The organism is Microbacterium cucumeris, assembly GCF_058349845.2.
Window position 1 is genome coordinate 333,447 of record NZ_JBYRIZ020000005.1, and the last position, 14,426, is coordinate 347,872.

Below are 14,426 nucleotides of genomic sequence, written 5' to 3' on the forward strand. Positions count from 1 at the left end.
CTCCGGGGGCCCTTGCCGCAAGCCCCCGTCTCCCCGGTATCCTGGAAGTGCGGGGGAGCTGGGAGACTGGTCTCATGCACGCCTCCCGTCCGTCGGATCCGCCGTTCCAGCGCAATGCGCTGGCGCCCGGCATCCTGGCCGCCATCGCCCTGTTCCTGTCGCCCCTCGTGCCGGAGGGCATCGGCGCCACGATCGTCCGCTTCGTCGTGGCGATCCTCGCCCTGATCGTGGCGTGGTTCGCGGTGCAGGCCGGGCAGTGGTGGTGGACGATCGTCTTCGTGCTGGTGGCGGTGTTCTGGAACCCGGTCTTCGCGGTGGACGTGGAGTACGGCGTGTGGGCGATCGCGGGTGTGATCGGCGCTGTGCTGTTCCTCGCCGCGGGAGCGCTCATCAAGACCGAGAGGAACGCGTCCGACCGGTGAGCGCCGTGCTGAGGTTCCGGTCGCGGGACGTCGGGCGCGTCGAGGAGACCTGGCAGCGCTTCGTCCCGTCGGCCGGGCTGGAGCGGGTCGAGGCGCGGGACTTCCGGTTCGACTGGGCGTCCGCGACGCTTCCGAAGCTGTCCGTCGTGCGTTACGAGCTCGCCGCCGGCGTGACCTCCGTCGTGGAACCCGTCGACCAGATCCTGGCCTGCCGGGTGCGAGGCGGCGGCGCGCGGGTGCGGACCGCGGACGGCGTCGTGACCGGCGAGAGCGCCTGGATCACGGACGGACGATCCGTGGGCGCGCACTGGGACGGCCCCGCGACCGTGCAGGCTCTGATCTTCGACCAGGCGGCTGCCCAGTCGGCCGCGCGGCAGATCTCCGGCGACGATGGGCTCGAGCTGTCCGTGCAGGACGCGCTGATGGCGGATGCCGCGGCGAGCAAGCTCTGGAGCGGCACAGTCGACTATCTGCTGTCGGCGCTGTCCTCCGCAGAGCTGAAGGACGAGATCCTGCTCGCCTCGCTGCAACGGCACGCGCTCGTGATCACGCTCTCCTCCTTCGGCACCTCGTTCCGCGACACGATGGGGCGCTCGCCGCAGACGCGGGCGGCTCCGGCAACCGTGCGTCGCGCTCTGACGCACATCGAGGAGCATGCGCATCTGCCGATCACCGTCGACGATGTGGCAGCGGCGGTCCACATGTCCACGCGCGGCCTCCAGCGCGCCTTCCAGCGCGCGCTGGACACGACTCCCGGTGAGGCGCTCCGACGCGCGCGCCTGGAGGGCGCTCGCCGGGACCTCGAGCGCACCGGCGATACCGTCGCGGCCGTCGCACGGCGCTGGGGATTCACCCACCCGTCGCGGTTCGCGGCCTATTTCCGCGCCGAGTACGGCGTGGCGCCGGGAGTCGTCGCCCGACGCCTTCGGTGACGCAGTTGGTGACGCGGTGCGCACCGCTCGCGTCGCGTTGCGGATACCCGGCACGTCCCGGCGCTCGACCCCCGGACGGACGGCCTAACGTCGCGTCATGGGACATCTGCACTACGGCGACGCGAAGCCGATCTTCATCGAGGACCGGGCTCTGGCGCACCTGAAGGTCGTCGTGGCGACGAAACTGCGCCGCAACGAGAGCTTCACGCTCTCGTGGCGGCATCCGGAGGGAGAGCCGGGAGGCCGTTCGACGATCTGGCTGCATCCGTCGATCCCGCTGCGGTTCGTGTTCGAAGAGCCGGAGCCGACCGAGCTGAGCGCCGCGTGGGTCGCGGATCTCGCGAACTCCGCGAGCTCGAGCGGAGGCATCGTGCTCGTCGAGGAGCACCTCGAATCCAGTGACTGAGCACCTCGGGGGTGAGAAGCTAGAAGGATGAGCTCCACCACGACAGCCGCGGCTGCGCTGACCGACGCCGCGGTGCGCCGGATCCGCGCAGACTTCCCGATCCTCGGCACGGAGGTGAACGGGCATCCGCTCGTGTACCTCGACTCCGGGGCGACCTCGCAGCGCCCGCTCGCCGTGCTGGACGCCGAACGCGACCACCTGCTCACGCTGAACGCCGCCGTGCACCGCGGAGCGCACACGCTCGCGGCCGAGGCGACCGAGGTGTTCGAGGACGCCCGCGCGACCGTGGCAGGATTCATCGGCGCGGGCGAGGGCGAACTGGTCTGGACCTCGAACGCCACCGAGGCCGTGAACCTCGTCGCGTATGCGATCTCGAACGCGTCGGCCGGTCGCGGTGGCGCAGCCGCCGAGCAGCTGCGGATCGGTCCGGGCGACGAGATCGTCACCACCGAGATGGAGCACCACGCCAACCTCATCCCGTGGCAGGAGCTCGCGGCGCGCACGGGCGCGACGCTGCGCGTGCTGCCGCTCGACGACGACGGCGCCCTGCGGCTCGAGGAGCTGCCCGCGTACATCACCGAACGCACCCGCCTTGTGGCCGCCACGCACGTGTCCAACGTGCTGGGCGTGGTCAACCCCGTCGAGGATCTGGTCGCCGCAGCTCACGACGTCGGTGCGCTGTTCCTGCTGGACGCCTGCCAGTCCGTGCCGCATCTGCCGGTCGATGTGCGCGCGCTCGACGTCGACTTCGCAGTGTTCTCCGGGCACAAGATGCTCGGTCCGACCGGCATCGGCGCGCTCTTTGGCCGCCGGACGCTGCTGGACGCGATGCCCCCGTTCCTGACCGGAGGGTCGATGATCACGACCGTCTCGACGACGGAGGCCGAGTACCTGCCGTCGCCGCAGCGCTTCGAGGCCGGGACGCAGCGGGTGTCGCAGGCGATCGCGCTCGCCGCGGCAGTGCGGTACCTGGACGCGATCGGGATGCCGCGGATCGCCGCGCACGAGGCCGAACTCGGCAGGCGCCTCGTCGACGGCCTCGGCGCCATCGACGGCGTCCGCGTGCTCGGCGGCGGCATCGACCTGCCGCGCGTGGGTCTCGCGAGCATCGACGTCGACGGCATCCACTCGCACGATCTCGGCCAGTTCCTCGACGACCGCGGGATCGCCGTGCGGGTCGGTCACCACTGCGCGCAGCCGCTGCACCGCCGGCTCGGAGTCACCTCCTCGACGCGGGCGAGCACCTACGTCTACAACACCGCCGAGGACGTGGACGCCGCGATCGACGGCGTCGCGGCCGCCATCGACTTCTTCGGGGGGAACCGGTGAGCTCGTCCGATCTGCAGAACCTGTACCAGGAGCTCATCCTGGACCACTCACGCACCCCGCACGGCTACGGCCTGCGCGACGAGGTGCCGTCGCAGTCGCATCAGGTGAACCCGACATGCGGGGACGAGATCACCCTGCAGGTGCACCGCGCCGTCGACGGCACCATCGAGGCCGTGGCGTGGGAGGGTCACGGCTGTGCGATCTCCCAGGCGTCCGCCTCGCTGTTCGCCGAACTCGTCGAGGGGATGCCCCAGCCCGAGGTCGAGCGCCGCATCGAGGTGTTCCGCGAGGCGATGCGCTCCCGTGGGAAGATCGAGCCCGACTCCGACCTGCTCGGGGACGCGGCAGCGCTCGGCGGAGTGTCCCGCTACGTCGCGAGGGTGAAGTGCGCCATGCTCGCGTGGGTCGCGGCGGAGGACGCGCTGCGCAAGCTCGACTGATTCCGCGAGCGGCCCCGCACTCCGTGTGACGTCGTGTGTCGCTTCGTGAAGCGACGTGTCATGACCCGATGACGGCGGGCGCCCGGACGCGGATGCTGGGGCCATGACCAATCTCGTCAGCCCGGCGCAGCTGATCCACCTTCAGCGGCGCGCCGAGCACGGTGAGGGCCCCGCCGTGCGGGTCCTCGACGTGCGCTGGCGGCTCGATCGCCCGGAAGGGCGCCCGGAGTACGTGCGCGCGCACCTGCCCGGAGCCGTGTATGTGGATCTGGAACACGAGCTCGCCTGTCGCAGCGAGCCGGAGCGGGGACGCCACCCGCTTCCGGCCCTCGACGACCTCCAGGTCGCCGCGCGCGGCTGGGGCCTGCACGACGAGGACATCGCTGTCGCGTACGACGACAATCGCGGCGTCGCCGCCGCGCGTCTGTGGTGGCTGCTGCGTCGCGCGGGCGTGGACGTGCGGGTGCTGGACGGCGGAATCCGCGCCTGGGTCGCGGAGGGGCTGCCGCTGGAAGGCGGCGACGTGCTCCCCGAAGCGGGCGACGTCGTGCTGGCGGCGGGGGAGGGCGACCGGCTCGAGATCGGCGAGGTGGCGGACTTCGCGCGCGACGGCATCCTGCTCGACGTCCGCACGCCCGAGCAGTACAGCGGTGCGCAGGCCTCGCTCGACCCCGTCGGCGGGCACATCCCCGGCGCGGTGAATCTGCCGGCCATGGCGACCGTGGGCGGCGACGGGAGACTGCTGCCTCCTGCTGCGCTGCAGCGGGTCTTCGCCGGGGCGGGCATCCGTGACGGCAGCCGCGTCGCGGTGTATTGCGGCTCCGGCGTCGCTGCCATGCACACGGCGTTGGCCCTCGAGCAGGCCGGGATCCGCGCCGCGGTGTATCCGGGGTCGTGGAGCGAGTGGTCGAACCACCGCGGGTTGCCGGTGGCCGTCGGCATCCTGCCGTATGGGAGGCTCACGGCGGTGTGACGTCTGGACGCGGCGCGGCGCGGAGCGGAGGATGGTGGCGTGACGCTGCGCCTGGAGCCTCTTCCCGCCGATCGCCTGCCCGCTTGGAGATCGCGGACGAGAGGACGCCTGATCCGGCTGCTGCAGGAATCCGGCTTCCGTCCCGGTCCGGATGCCGTGGAGCACGCCGACGCGATCTTCGGTCAGCTGATGCCCGGCGGCGCGGCGACGGAGGAGTCGGCGATCCTGCGGGTTTTCGACGCAGCCGGGGCGGAGCGCGGTTTCGTGTGGCTGAGCCTTCCGGGCGAGCGCGCGTTCCTCGTCGACGTGCAGGCGGACGACGACCTGGCTCCCGCCGACCGCGAGGCGCTCGCAGACCTGATCGAGGACGCCGGGCGCCGGTCGGGAGCCGTCACCCTCGCGGTGACCCTCTTCCCCCAGGACGTCGCGACCCGCCGGCTGCTCGCGGGGCGCGGATTCGCGGCATCCTCCGTCCAGATGCTGCTCGAACCGCTGCCGGAGCGCGTCGAGGAGCCGGGAGCCGTTCGCGTGGTGGGGATGACTCCGGAGCGGTTCGAGCGCTTCGCGGCCGAGTCCGAACGCGGTTTCGCCGAGGAGCTCGCTGGCACCGGGCGCATGACTCCCGCGGATGCCGCGGCCGAGGCGCGTCGGCAGTTCGCGAAAGAGCTGCCGGAGGGCCTCTCCAGTCGCGGACAGGCGCTGTTCGTGGCGGAGGCGGAAGGGGTGGAGGTCGGCATTCTCTGGCTGGGCCTGCGCACCCGGGCCGGGACGCCGCACGCGTTCATCCTCGACGTCGCCGTTCATGAGGCCCACCGCAGGCGGGGTTACGGGCGGGAGATCATGCTCGCGGCGGAGCGGGAGAGCGCCGCGAGGGGTGCCGGATCGATCGGTCTGCACGTGTTCGCCGCGAACGCGCCGGCCGTGGCCCTGTACGAGCGGCTCGGTTACCGCCGTGTCGAGGAGCTGGCGCTGCTGAGGCTGTGAGCCCTGGATGGGATACCAGCGGTGGTGCGAATCCCGGGCAGGTGGGAGAATCCATCCATGACGGAGGCGGGGGCCGTGGAGCTGGAGTCGGCGCGGGTGGCGAGGATGCTGCGCGACGACATCATGCTCGGGCGCCGCGCACCCGGTTCACGGCTCGTGGAGCGGGACATCGCCGCCGAGCTGAACGTCTCCCGCCTGCCCGTCCGCGAGGCGATCCGCGCGCTCGTCGGAGAGGGCATCGTCGTCGCCCGGCCGCGCACCTGGGCGGTGGTCCGGGAGTTCACCGCCCGCGACATCCAGGACTTCTCCGAGGTGCGCGAGGCCATCGAGACTGTGATCTTCCAGTTCGCTGCGGCACGGCACGACGAGGAAGGACTGGTGCAGCTGCGCGAGGCGCTCGATCGGGAGGCTGCCGCCGCGGAGGCGGGCGACATCCTCGCCGGCCGATCGGCGGCGGGGGAGTTCCACGAGGTCGCCGCCCGGCTGTCGGGGAACGACATGCTCACCGAGCTGATCGGCGTGTTCGTGACCCGACTGCGCTGGCTGTTCGGCCAGCACGACGACCTGGCGGGAATGGTCGCCGAGCACGAGGAGATCTTCGCCGCCATCGCCGCGCGCGATGTGGAGCTGCTGGGGGATCTCGTGCCCCAGCACCTCGCCAGAGGGCGGGCCACGGCCGAACGCCGCCTGCGCGAGGCGACCGGAGCCCCGGACAGAGAAGCCGCCCGTCCGTGATGCGCACGACGGCGTTCGTCCTCGGCGGGCTGCTGCTCGTAGCGGGTGCGAGCGCCGTCGTGCTCGCGGATCAGCAGCGCCAGCAGGCGGTGGCGCAGGCACGAGAGGAACTCGAGGACGCCGAGGCGCGCCGGGAGGCGGCGCGTGCGGAGAACCTCGAGCTGGCGGGGACGCTCACGGCGCTTCGCGTCACGATCGCGGAGCAGCAGGATCGCCTGGCGGACACCGAGGGGTTCCTGAAGTGATGCGGCGCCGAGCGGTCGCGGTGACGCTCGCCGTCGTCGCCGTGGTGGCCGCCGGCGTGTACGCGAAGGCAGCGACGCTGGATGAGCAGCGGCGGGACCTCATCACGCAGGTGATCGAGGTCACGACCCAGGCGGACGAGGCCGAAGCGCGTGCCGTCCACCTGGCGGGGATGATCGCGCTCGCCGACGACGAGTCCGCCGAACTCGAATCGGTCCTCGAGGTCCGTCCCGAGTTCCTCGCCGAGCTCGAAGCGCTGTCCTCGGCGTTCGCGGAGGCCGAGGGCAAGGTGGATGTCGCGGACGAGCGGACGGCGGCCGTGTCCACTCAGCAGACGGTCCTCGCCGAGCGCGAGGAGCCGGGTGTCGTCGTCGCCGCGACCGCGACGATCCGCGCCCTGAGAACCGAGGTCGACGAGGAGGTCGCAGGCTGGGAGCGGGTGCAGGCGGCGAGCTCGGCGGCGCCGGGGCCGAAGTGGGCGGCGGGCGGCCAGGACGCCTACGCGCGGGTCCGTGCAGCGCTGGACCGGGTCGGCGGCGGGGGCGTGGGGCTCTACGAGTCCTCGTCGTGCGCGGGCGGATCGGCGCCGGCGTGTGCGAACAGCAACGGCTACATCAAGTTCCGGGCGGACATCGCGACCTGGAGCGACGGCAGGCTGAACTGGGCGATGGCGCACGAACTGGCGCACATCCATCAGTTCCGTGTGTGGGGCTCGTTGAACGCGTCGGCGGCGTACCAGAGCCTGTTCGGCGGTGACCCGGAGTTCCTGGCGAACTGCATGGCACTCGTGCGCGGCTACGCCGGCTCGGTGGGGTGCGACGGCGACCAGCAGGCGTGGGCCTCGGGCATCTGGGTCGGCGCGGTGCGGTGACCCGTGCCGGTACGATTTCAGGGAGGAGGTCGTCGTGGGTCGGACAGCGGATGCCATCGCAGAGGGCGTCGCCATCGCCACGGCCGCGACCCGGCTGGCGGTGAAGAACCACATCCTCGTCGGCACCATCGCGCAGGGCGGCGTGTTCGACACCGATCGCTATCTCGACGACGCGCGTCAATCGCTGCTCGCCATGGCGCAGGAGTCCGAGGACGCCGCCGAGCTGGTGACGAAGCTCCGCAAGCGCGCCAGGGGGCGGCATTCGGACCCGTCTGGCACGCACGACTACCGGGATCGCGATGTGCGCAACCTCCGCCGCAGGGCGAAGCAGTCCGCGGGCGTCGCCACGCGGCTGCGGGCGATGGCCGAGGACGACGACCGGCTTCGCGCACTCGTGGAGGAGGCGCGCGAGGCCGCGTGGGCGGACGTGCGCCACAATCTCGATCGGCGTCTGCGGGTCGAGGGCATGCGGCCCGATCAGGATCCGGAGTACGAGACCATGCGCGAAGCGCGCATGCAGGCGCTGCGCCTGGTCGACCTGCAGGCGCTGTCCTCCGAGCAGCGGGCGCGGCGCAAGCGGCAGGCCGAGTCCGCCTGAGGCTCGATTCGCTCCGGCGCGGTTCCTCATGTATTCTTGACGACGGCCCGGAAAGCGTTCAGCGGAACAGGCCGTGCGCCCCTAGCTCAATGGATAGAGCATCTGACTACGGATCAGAAGGTTGGGGGTTCGAGTCCCTCGGGGCGCGCACTGTGTTGAGACAGTATTGAAACCCCCGTCGCGGAAGCGGCGGGGGTTCTCTCTTTTCCGGACGTCTGCTCTCGAGCGTAGCCTGGGACGGTGACTGCGTACGTCTCGGCTTTCGACCTGTTCTCCATCGGCGTGGGGCCGTCGAGCTCCCACACGGTGGGACCGATGCGAGCGGCGCTGGACTTCGTCGACCGGACGCCGCTGGATGCCGTGGCGCGCGTCACCTGCACGCTGTACGGGTCGCTCGGAGCGACCGGCATCGGCCACGGCACCCCGGACGCGGTCGTCGCGGGCCTCCGAGGGCTGAGCCCGGAGACGTGCGACCCGGTCGGCGTACGCCGCGCGTGGGCGGACTTTCCGGACGGTGCCGCGCTGCACCTGGCCGGAGTCCATCCCGTCGCGTTCGCCAAGGAGGACATCGTGTTCGCCCCGCGGACGCGGCTGCCGGGGCATCCGAACGCCATGACGATCACGGCGCACGGTTCGGGCGGCGAGGTCGTCGCCGAGGAGACCTACTACTCGGTCGGCGGCGGATTCATCCGGCGCGAGGGCGAGGCGGGTCGGATCGCGACGGCGCCGCTGCCGTTCGCGTACGACGACGCCGCGACGCTGCTCGAGTTGTGCGACGAGCACGGCCTGACGATCGCCGAGCTCGCCCGGCGCAACGAGACGGCTCTGCGCGACGAGGCCGAGGTGGCGGCGGGGCTGGACGCCGTCTGGGACGCCATGGCCGGATGCGTGGACGCCGGCCTGCACGCCGAGGGCGTTCTCCCCGGCATCCTGAAGGTGAAGCGGCGCGCCGCGGTGATCCGCGCGCAGCTCGAGGCCGCCGAGGCCGAGGGCGGACGGGAGATCCCGGGGGAGTGGCTGGGCGCGTTCGCGCTGGCAGTGAACGAGGAGAACGCCGCGGGCGGGCGCGTCGTGACGGCTCCGACGAACGGCGCCGCCGGCATCCTCCCCGCCGTGGCGATGTACTGGTGGCGCTTCCTCGCCGACTCCGGACTCGGGTCGGGAAACGCCGTCACCCCGCACGGCGAGCTCGTCGGCAGCGCGCTGCTGCAGTCGCCGACCGAGCCCGCCGACGACGCGGTGGCCGACGAGGCGGCGATCGCCGAGGCGAACCGGCGTCGCGGCATCCGGCGCTTCCTGCTGACCGCCACGGCGCTCGGCTCGCTCTTCAAGGCCAACGCGTCGATCTCCGGAGCCGAGGGCGGATGCCAGGCCGAGGTCGGGTCGGCGTGCGCCATGGCCGCTGGGGGACTGACGGCCGTGATGGGCGGCACCAACCGCCAGATCGAGAACGCCGCCGAGATCGCCATGGAGCACCACCTGGGGCTGACGTGCGATCCGATCGGCGGGCTCGTGCAGATCCCGTGCATCGAGCGCAACGCGATCGCGGCGTCGACGGCCGTGACCGCCGCCCGACTGGCGCTGCGCGGCGACGGCCGGCACTACGTGTCCCTGGATGCCGTCGTCGAGACCATGCGCCAGACGGGCCTGGACATGTCGACCAAGTACAAGGAGACCAGCGAGGGCGGGCTCGCGGTCAACGTGATCGAGTGCTGATGAGGGACGCCTCCGAGTCGATCTGGGCGCCGGGCAGCCGACGGCGCCGCGAGCAGCCGGTCGTGTCCGTGCGGGCGACAGACGACGCCCCGGCCCCGGGCGGCCGCTGGCCCACGAGCATCCCTGCGGTCGCGCAGGTGCTGCGCGAGGGCATCGACCTCTCGCCAGGGGTGACGTTCCTCGTCGGGGAGAACGGCAGCGGGAAGTCGACGATCGTGGAGGGCATCGCCGTCGCGTACGGGCTGTCCCCCGAGGGCGGCTCGCGTCAGGCGCAGCACAGCACGCGCCCGACCGAATCGCCGCTCTCGGACTGGCTGCGGCTGCAGCGCGGCATCGGCGCGAGCCGCTGGGGATTCTTCCTGCGGGCCGAGACCATGCACTCCTTCTACACGTATCTCGAGAAGAACCCGTCGCTGCGCGCGCCCGACGTCCCCTTCCACGAGATGAGCCACGGAGAGTCGTTCCTCGCCCTCCTGGACAGCCGTTTCGACGAGCCCGGCTTCTACTGTCTGGACGAGCCGGAGGCGGCGCTGTCGTTCCAGTCGACGCTCGCACTCATCGCGGTGCTCCGCCGCATCGCCGACGACGGCGGCCAGGTGCTGTGCGCGACGCACTCCCCGGTGCTGGCCGCGCTCCCCGGGGCGCGGATCCTCGAGGTGGGGGAGTGGGGCATCCGCGAGGCGGAGTGGGACGGGCTCGAGCTCGTGAGCCACTGGCGCTCGTTCCTCGACTCGCCGCCGCGGTATCTGCGGCATCTCCTGGACTGACCCGCCGTCGTGTCGCGGCCTCGGCGCTGAGTAGGCTGGCGGCATGACGGAGGCGAGTGCACCGCGGCGACGAGGGCGCCCGCGAGGACGATCCGACGCGCGGGCCCGGATCATCGCCGCCGCCGTCGACGAGTTCGGTGAGCACGGCTACGACGGCGCCACGATCCGGTCGATCGCCGGCCGCGCCGGCGTGGACTCCGCGCTCGTGCACCACTACTTCGGCACCAAGGCGGATCTGTTCGCCGAGGCCGTCGGGATCCCGCTGCGCCCCGACATCGACGTCCCCGCGATCATCGCAGGACCCCGGGAGGAGGTCGGGGAGCGCCTGGTGCGCTACGTGCTCGAAGCCTTCGAGAAGCCGGAGGTGCAGCGCCGGGGCGTGATGCTCATGCGGACGGCGATCAGCAGTCGGCTCACGACACCGGTGCTGTCCGGGTTCCTGTCGCGGGAGCTGATCGGGCGGATCGCGCGGACCCTCGGCGTTCCGGACGCCGACCTGCGCGCGAGCCTGGTCGCCTCGCAGATCGCCGGGATGCTGCTGACGCGGTATCTGCTGAGGATCCCGCCGATCGCTGCGGCATCCGTCGACGAGCTCGTCGAGCGGGTGGGACCGACCGTGCAGCGCTACCTCTTCGACTGAGCGATCGCCCTTGACGGCGGAGCAGCCCAGGTGAAGAATTCATCACATGATGAATAAAGTGGCTGTCGAGGTCTCGCAGCTTCGCGTCCAGCGCGGACACGTGCGCGTGTTCGACGGGCTCGATGTGTCGATTCCGCGCGGGCGGATCACGGGCCTGCTCGGTCCCTCGGGATGCGGCAAGACGACCCTCATGCGGTCGATCGTCGGGGTGCAGCGCGTCGCGTCCGGGACCGTGACCGTGCTGGGGGAGTCGGCCGGCACCCGCGCGCTGCGCACGCGCGTCGCCTACGGCACGCAGGGGGCGGCGGTGTACGGCGACCTCACCGTGCGGCAGAACCTGCGCTACGTCGCGGCGCTCCTGAAAGCGCCGCGCTCGGACGTCGACCGGGTGATCGAGGTGGTCGGCCTGAGCGACCAGGCCGGCCAGACCGTGGACTCGCTCAGCGGCGGACAGGAGAGCCGGGTCTCGCTCGGGATGGCTCTGATCGGTTCGCCCGAGCTCATCGTGCTGGACGAGCCGACCGTGGGGCTGGATCCGGTGCTGCGCGCCGAGCTGTGGGAACTGTTCCGCTCCCTCGCGGACGACGGGGTGACGATGCTCATCTCCAGCCACGTCATGGACGAGGCGCTGCGATGCGACCGCCTGCTGCTGATGAGGGCGGGCCGGCTCATCGCCGACACGACCCCCGACGAGCTGCTGACCGAGACCGGCGCGGACGATCCGGATGCCGCGTTCCTCGCGCTCGTCGAACGCGACGTGCAGCAGCATCGGGCGACGCGACGGACGCGCCGGGCGGACCGGGCGGAGGACGAGGCATGAACGGGCTGAGGATGCTGGCGACGGCGGGACGAGTCCTCGGGCAGCTGCGGCACGATCCGCGATCGATCGCGCTGATGCTCGTCGCGCCGAGCCTGCTGGTGGGGCTGTTCGCGTGGCTGTTCAGCGATCAGGAGGGCGTCTTCGACCAGTTCGGCGGGGCGATCTTGGCGCTGTTCCCCTTCATCGTGATGTTCCTGATCACTTCGATCACGACGCTGCGCGAGCGGCGTTCGGGGACGCTGGAGCGGCTGATGACGACACCGCTCGGCAAGGCGGACTTCATCCTGGGATACGCGCTCGCGTTCGGCCTGATGGCACTGCTGCAGGCGGTGATCACGGTGTCGTTCGCGGTGTGGGTGTGCGGACTCGACGTCGACGGTCCGCTCTGGCAGCTGGGCCTCGTCGCGGTCGTGGACGCGCTGCTCGGCACGGCCCTGGGCCTGCTGGCCAGCGCGTTCGCGCAGACCGAGTTCCAAGCCGTGCAGTTCATGCCTCTGCTGGTGTTCCCGCAGATCATCCTGGGCGGCCTGTTCATGCCGCGCGATCAGATGCCGGACGTGCTGTACGCGATCTCGGACTGGCTGCCGCTGAGCTACGCGATCGACACGATCAACGCGGTCGCGGCGGGGGACGAGGGCTGGGACGTGTTCGGTCCGATGCTCATCGTCGTCGCGTTCGCGGTGGCCGCGCTGGGGCTGGCCTCGCTGACGCTGCGGCGCCGAACGCCGTAGAACTGTCCCCGCGGAAGACGCCGAGGGCGCCGATCGAGACCTCGACCGGCGCCCTCACGCGACTCACTCCACCGAGGCGGGCGGCGGCGGGGGAGCGGCGTCCGGCGTGCGCTTCGGCGGCGTCGTGGCGGTCGTGGCCGTCGTTGCGGCCTGGGCGACGCCCTCGCCGATGCCGCGGCCGACGGCCTGGCCCTGGATGATGGCGGCGAGATCCAGGCCGGTGGCCGAGCTCACGCTGTCGAAGACGGACTTCAGTGCCTTGGCGCTGTCGCCGCCGATGACGCCCGAGGCGCCGTCCTCTCCGGAGCCTCCGATGATCGACACGTTGCCGATCGCGGCGTAGCCCTTCGAGAACTCGCCCATGATCGTGGGGAGCACTTCGATGACGCGCTGCGACAGGAAGGCGTCCTGGTTGGAGGCGATGGCCTTCGCCTCGGCTTCGACGGCGGCGGCGCGCGCCTCACCCTCGGCGCGGATCGCGTCGGCCTCGGCGTTCGCACGCAGGCGGCGGGCTTCGGCCTCCGCCTCGGCCTGGGCACGCAGGGCGTCGGCCTCACCGGTCGCCTTGGCGACTGCGGCGGCGGCTTCACCATCGGCGCGGGCCTTGTCGGCCTGGGCCTGCTGCTCGGCGATGCGGGTGCGCGCCTCGGCTTGCTTGACCTGCTCGATCGCGGCCGCCTCGGCCGCCTTCTCGCGCGTGTAGAGCTCGGCCTGCGCGCGCGTCTCGGCCTCGTAGCGCTGGGCGTCGGCGACGCGCTTGACGTCGGCGTCCAGCTGGGCCTGCTTGTTCTCGGCCTGCTGCTGAAGGACGGCCTGCTCGGCCTGGGCGCGGGCGAGCTGCTCGGCCTGCTCGGCTTCGGCGCGGGCGCGGCCGACGCCCGCATCGGCGTTCGCCGTGTTCGTGTCGAGCGCGGTCTGCTCGATGAGGTTCGCTTCCTGGTTCGCGATGTTCTTCTGGTTGATCGCGCGGTCGGCGTTGGTCTGGGCGATCTCGGCGGCCTGTCGCTTCGCCTGGATCTCGGGGGCGCCGAGCGACTGGATGTAGCCGACCTTGTCGGTGATGCCCTTGATCTGGAAGGAGTCCAGGATCAGGCCCTGCTCGGCGAGCTCCTGTGAGACGTCGGCGGCGATCTGGTCGGAGAACTTCTTGCGCTCGCGCATGAGCTCGACGACCGACAGGGTGGCGACGATGCCGCGCAGGGCACCTTCGAGCTGTTCGGTGGTGAACTGCTCGATCGCCTTGTCCTGGGAGGCGAAGCGCTCGGCGGCGCGACGCACGTACAGCGGGTCGGAGCCGATCTTGACGATCGCGACGCCGTCGACGTTGAGGGTGACGTTGTCGAGCGACTGCGCCTCGGCGTTGAGCGAGACCTGGCGCGAGCGCAGCGAGATGATCTCGTGCCGCTGCGTGATCGGGTTCACGAGCGACTTGCCGTTCACGATGACGGTGACGGGCGATTCCGACATCTCCGAGCGGCTCGAGCCGTCCGCCGCGATGACGGCGCGCTGCACCTTCTGCTTGCGTCCCGAGATGACGAGCGCCTCGTCGGCGCGGGCGACCTTGATCCAGCTGCGCGCCAGCAGCAGGGCGATGAGCGCCACCACGATGACGATCACGACGCCGATGCCGACGAGAACGAGGATGCCGACCAGTCCGGCGAACTCCATGTTGTGTTTCCCTCCCCGTCTCCGCCCTGAGCGGAGACCAATGGCTTCGACTATGCCAGATGGGCCGCACGCGCGTGTGTGCGCCGGTGCTGTCAGGCGGCGAGGGTGTATCGGGCGGTGCCGCCGAGGCGTGGGGTGCGGGAGGGGTCGA

Annotated in this window: 17 protein-coding genes and 1 tRNA gene; 17 read left to right on the top strand and 1 reads right to left on the bottom strand. The window is 71.5% G+C overall.

Translation table 11 applies throughout. The features are described from left to right. Window positions 1-74 precede the first annotated feature (74 nt). From AC3RXZ_RS15090 to AC3RXZ_RS15170, 17 genes are all read left to right on the top strand, one after another. Window positions 75-422, top strand: coding sequence for a DUF6804 family protein (locus tag AC3RXZ_RS15090; RefSeq protein WP_243232816.1), 348 nt, complete (start codon window positions 75-77; stop codon window positions 420-422). Next, complete coding sequence (locus tag AC3RXZ_RS15095) at window positions 419-1,354, top strand: helix-turn-helix transcriptional regulator (protein WP_243232815.1); 936 nt, start codon at window positions 419-421, stop codon at window positions 1,352-1,354. Before AC3RXZ_RS15090 ends, AC3RXZ_RS15095 begins: the two co-directional genes overlap by 4 nt. 97 nt (window positions 1,355-1,451) lie before the next feature. Then, window positions 1,452-1,760, top strand: a complete 309-nt coding sequence (locus tag AC3RXZ_RS15100; protein ID WP_243232814.1) for a DUF7882 family protein — start codon at window positions 1,452-1,454, stop codon at window positions 1,758-1,760. Between the two features lie 27 nt (window positions 1,761-1,787). Beyond that, complete coding sequence (locus AC3RXZ_RS15105; RefSeq protein WP_491494567.1) at window positions 1,788-3,089, top strand: aminotransferase class V-fold PLP-dependent enzyme; 1,302 nt, start codon at window positions 1,788-1,790, stop codon at window positions 3,087-3,089. Then, on the top strand, window positions 3,086-3,529 hold the full coding sequence (gene sufU, locus AC3RXZ_RS15110) for a Fe-S cluster assembly sulfur transfer protein SufU (protein WP_491494568.1): 444 nt from the start codon (window positions 3,086-3,088) through the stop codon (window positions 3,527-3,529). Before AC3RXZ_RS15105 ends, sufU begins: the two co-directional genes overlap by 4 nt. Before the next feature lie 103 nt (window positions 3,530-3,632). Then, window positions 3,633-4,502 (top strand): sulfurtransferase, encoded by an 870-nt coding sequence (locus AC3RXZ_RS15115; protein WP_243232811.1) that lies wholly within the window; start codon window positions 3,633-3,635, stop codon window positions 4,500-4,502. Window positions 4,503-4,541: 39 nt separating this feature from the next. Further along, complete coding sequence (locus AC3RXZ_RS15120; protein WP_243232810.1) at window positions 4,542-5,486, top strand: GNAT family N-acetyltransferase; 945 nt, start codon at window positions 4,542-4,544, stop codon at window positions 5,484-5,486. Window positions 5,487-5,543: 57 nt separating this feature from the next. Then, complete coding sequence (locus tag AC3RXZ_RS15125) at window positions 5,544-6,221, top strand: GntR family transcriptional regulator (protein ID WP_243232809.1); 678 nt, start codon at window positions 5,544-5,546, stop codon at window positions 6,219-6,221. Next, window positions 6,218-6,466 carry a hypothetical protein gene (locus AC3RXZ_RS15130; protein ID WP_243232808.1) on the top strand — a complete coding sequence of 83 codons (249 nt, stop codon included), beginning with the start codon at window positions 6,218-6,220 and terminating at the stop codon, window positions 6,464-6,466. Before AC3RXZ_RS15125 ends, AC3RXZ_RS15130 begins: the two co-directional genes overlap by 4 nt. Then, window positions 6,466-7,335, top strand: a complete 870-nt coding sequence (locus tag AC3RXZ_RS15135; protein WP_491494578.1) for a hypothetical protein — start codon at window positions 6,466-6,468, stop codon at window positions 7,333-7,335. The genes AC3RXZ_RS15130 and AC3RXZ_RS15135 overlap by 1 nt, the downstream gene beginning before the upstream one ends. A gap of 34 nt (window positions 7,336-7,369) precedes the next feature. Then, window positions 7,370-7,933, top strand: a complete 564-nt coding sequence (locus tag AC3RXZ_RS15140) for an asparagine synthase (RefSeq protein ID WP_243232807.1) — start codon at window positions 7,370-7,372, stop codon at window positions 7,931-7,933. Window positions 7,934-8,008: 75 nt separating this feature from the next. Then, a tRNA-Arg gene (locus AC3RXZ_RS15145) sits at window positions 8,009-8,081 on the top strand. A 92-nt stretch (window positions 8,082-8,173) separates the two neighbouring features. Further along, the gene (locus AC3RXZ_RS15150) at window positions 8,174-9,649 is read left to right on the top strand and encodes an L-serine ammonia-lyase, iron-sulfur-dependent, subunit alpha (protein ID WP_491494569.1); all 1,476 of its coding nucleotides are present in this window, start codon (window positions 8,174-8,176) and stop codon (window positions 9,647-9,649) included. After that, the gene (locus AC3RXZ_RS15155; protein ID WP_243232801.1) at window positions 9,649-10,416 is read left to right on the top strand and encodes an AAA family ATPase; all 768 of its coding nucleotides are present in this window, start codon (window positions 9,649-9,651) and stop codon (window positions 10,414-10,416) included. The genes AC3RXZ_RS15150 and AC3RXZ_RS15155 overlap by 1 nt, the downstream gene beginning before the upstream one ends. A 43-nt stretch (window positions 10,417-10,459) precedes the next feature. After that, window positions 10,460-11,056, top strand: a complete 597-nt coding sequence (locus tag AC3RXZ_RS15160; RefSeq protein ID WP_491494570.1) for a TetR/AcrR family transcriptional regulator — start codon at window positions 10,460-10,462, stop codon at window positions 11,054-11,056. A gap of 46 nt (window positions 11,057-11,102) precedes the next feature. Continuing rightward, entirely contained in the window at window positions 11,103-11,876 is a 774-nt protein-coding gene (locus AC3RXZ_RS15165) for an ABC transporter ATP-binding protein (RefSeq protein WP_491494571.1), read from the top strand. Continuing rightward, window positions 11,873-12,607: an ABC transporter permease gene (locus AC3RXZ_RS15170; protein WP_243232798.1), complete on the top strand. Its 735-nt coding sequence runs from the start codon at window positions 11,873-11,875 to the stop codon at window positions 12,605-12,607. The genes AC3RXZ_RS15165 and AC3RXZ_RS15170 overlap by 4 nt, the downstream gene beginning before the upstream one ends. Window positions 12,608-12,670: 63 nt before the next feature. On the opposite strand, the gene AC3RXZ_RS15175 is transcribed toward AC3RXZ_RS15170, so the two are convergent. Beyond that, window positions 12,671-14,275 carry an SPFH domain-containing protein gene (locus tag AC3RXZ_RS15175; RefSeq protein ID WP_243232796.1) on the bottom strand — a complete coding sequence of 535 codons (1,605 nt, stop codon included), beginning with the start codon at window positions 14,273-14,275 and terminating at the stop codon, window positions 12,671-12,673. Between the last annotated feature and the right edge of the window lie 151 nt (window positions 14,276-14,426).

Bases quoted from the DNA above. Each gene is read 5' to 3' on its own strand.
- AC3RXZ_RS15115 (WP_243232811.1), top strand. From the start codon at position 3,633: ATGACCAATCTCGTCAGCCCGGCGCAGCTGATCCACCTTCAGCGGCGC.
- AC3RXZ_RS15175 (WP_243232796.1), bottom strand. From the start codon at position 14,275: ATGGAGTTCGCCGGACTGGTCGGCATCCTCGTTCTCGTCGGCATCGGC.
- AC3RXZ_RS15170 (WP_243232798.1), top strand. From the start codon at position 11,873: ATGAACGGGCTGAGGATGCTGGCGACGGCGGGACGAGTCCTCGGGCAG.
- AC3RXZ_RS15165 (WP_491494571.1), top strand. From the start codon at position 11,103: ATGATGAATAAAGTGGCTGTCGAGGTCTCGCAGCTTCGCGTCCAGCGC.
- AC3RXZ_RS15105 (WP_491494567.1), top strand. From the start codon at position 1,788: ATGAGCTCCACCACGACAGCCGCGGCTGCGCTGACCGACGCCGCGGTG.
- AC3RXZ_RS15090 (WP_243232816.1), top strand. From the start codon at position 75: ATGCACGCCTCCCGTCCGTCGGATCCGCCGTTCCAGCGCAATGCGCTG.
- AC3RXZ_RS15100 (WP_243232814.1), top strand. From the start codon at position 1,452: ATGGGACATCTGCACTACGGCGACGCGAAGCCGATCTTCATCGAGGAC.
- AC3RXZ_RS15135 (WP_491494578.1), top strand. From the start codon at position 6,466: ATGCGGCGCCGAGCGGTCGCGGTGACGCTCGCCGTCGTCGCCGTGGTG.
- AC3RXZ_RS15125 (WP_243232809.1), top strand. From the start codon at position 5,544: ATGACGGAGGCGGGGGCCGTGGAGCTGGAGTCGGCGCGGGTGGCGAGG.
- AC3RXZ_RS15155 (WP_243232801.1), top strand. From the start codon at position 9,649: ATGAGGGACGCCTCCGAGTCGATCTGGGCGCCGGGCAGCCGACGGCGC.
- AC3RXZ_RS15160 (WP_491494570.1), top strand. From the start codon at position 10,460: ATGACGGAGGCGAGTGCACCGCGGCGACGAGGGCGCCCGCGAGGACGA.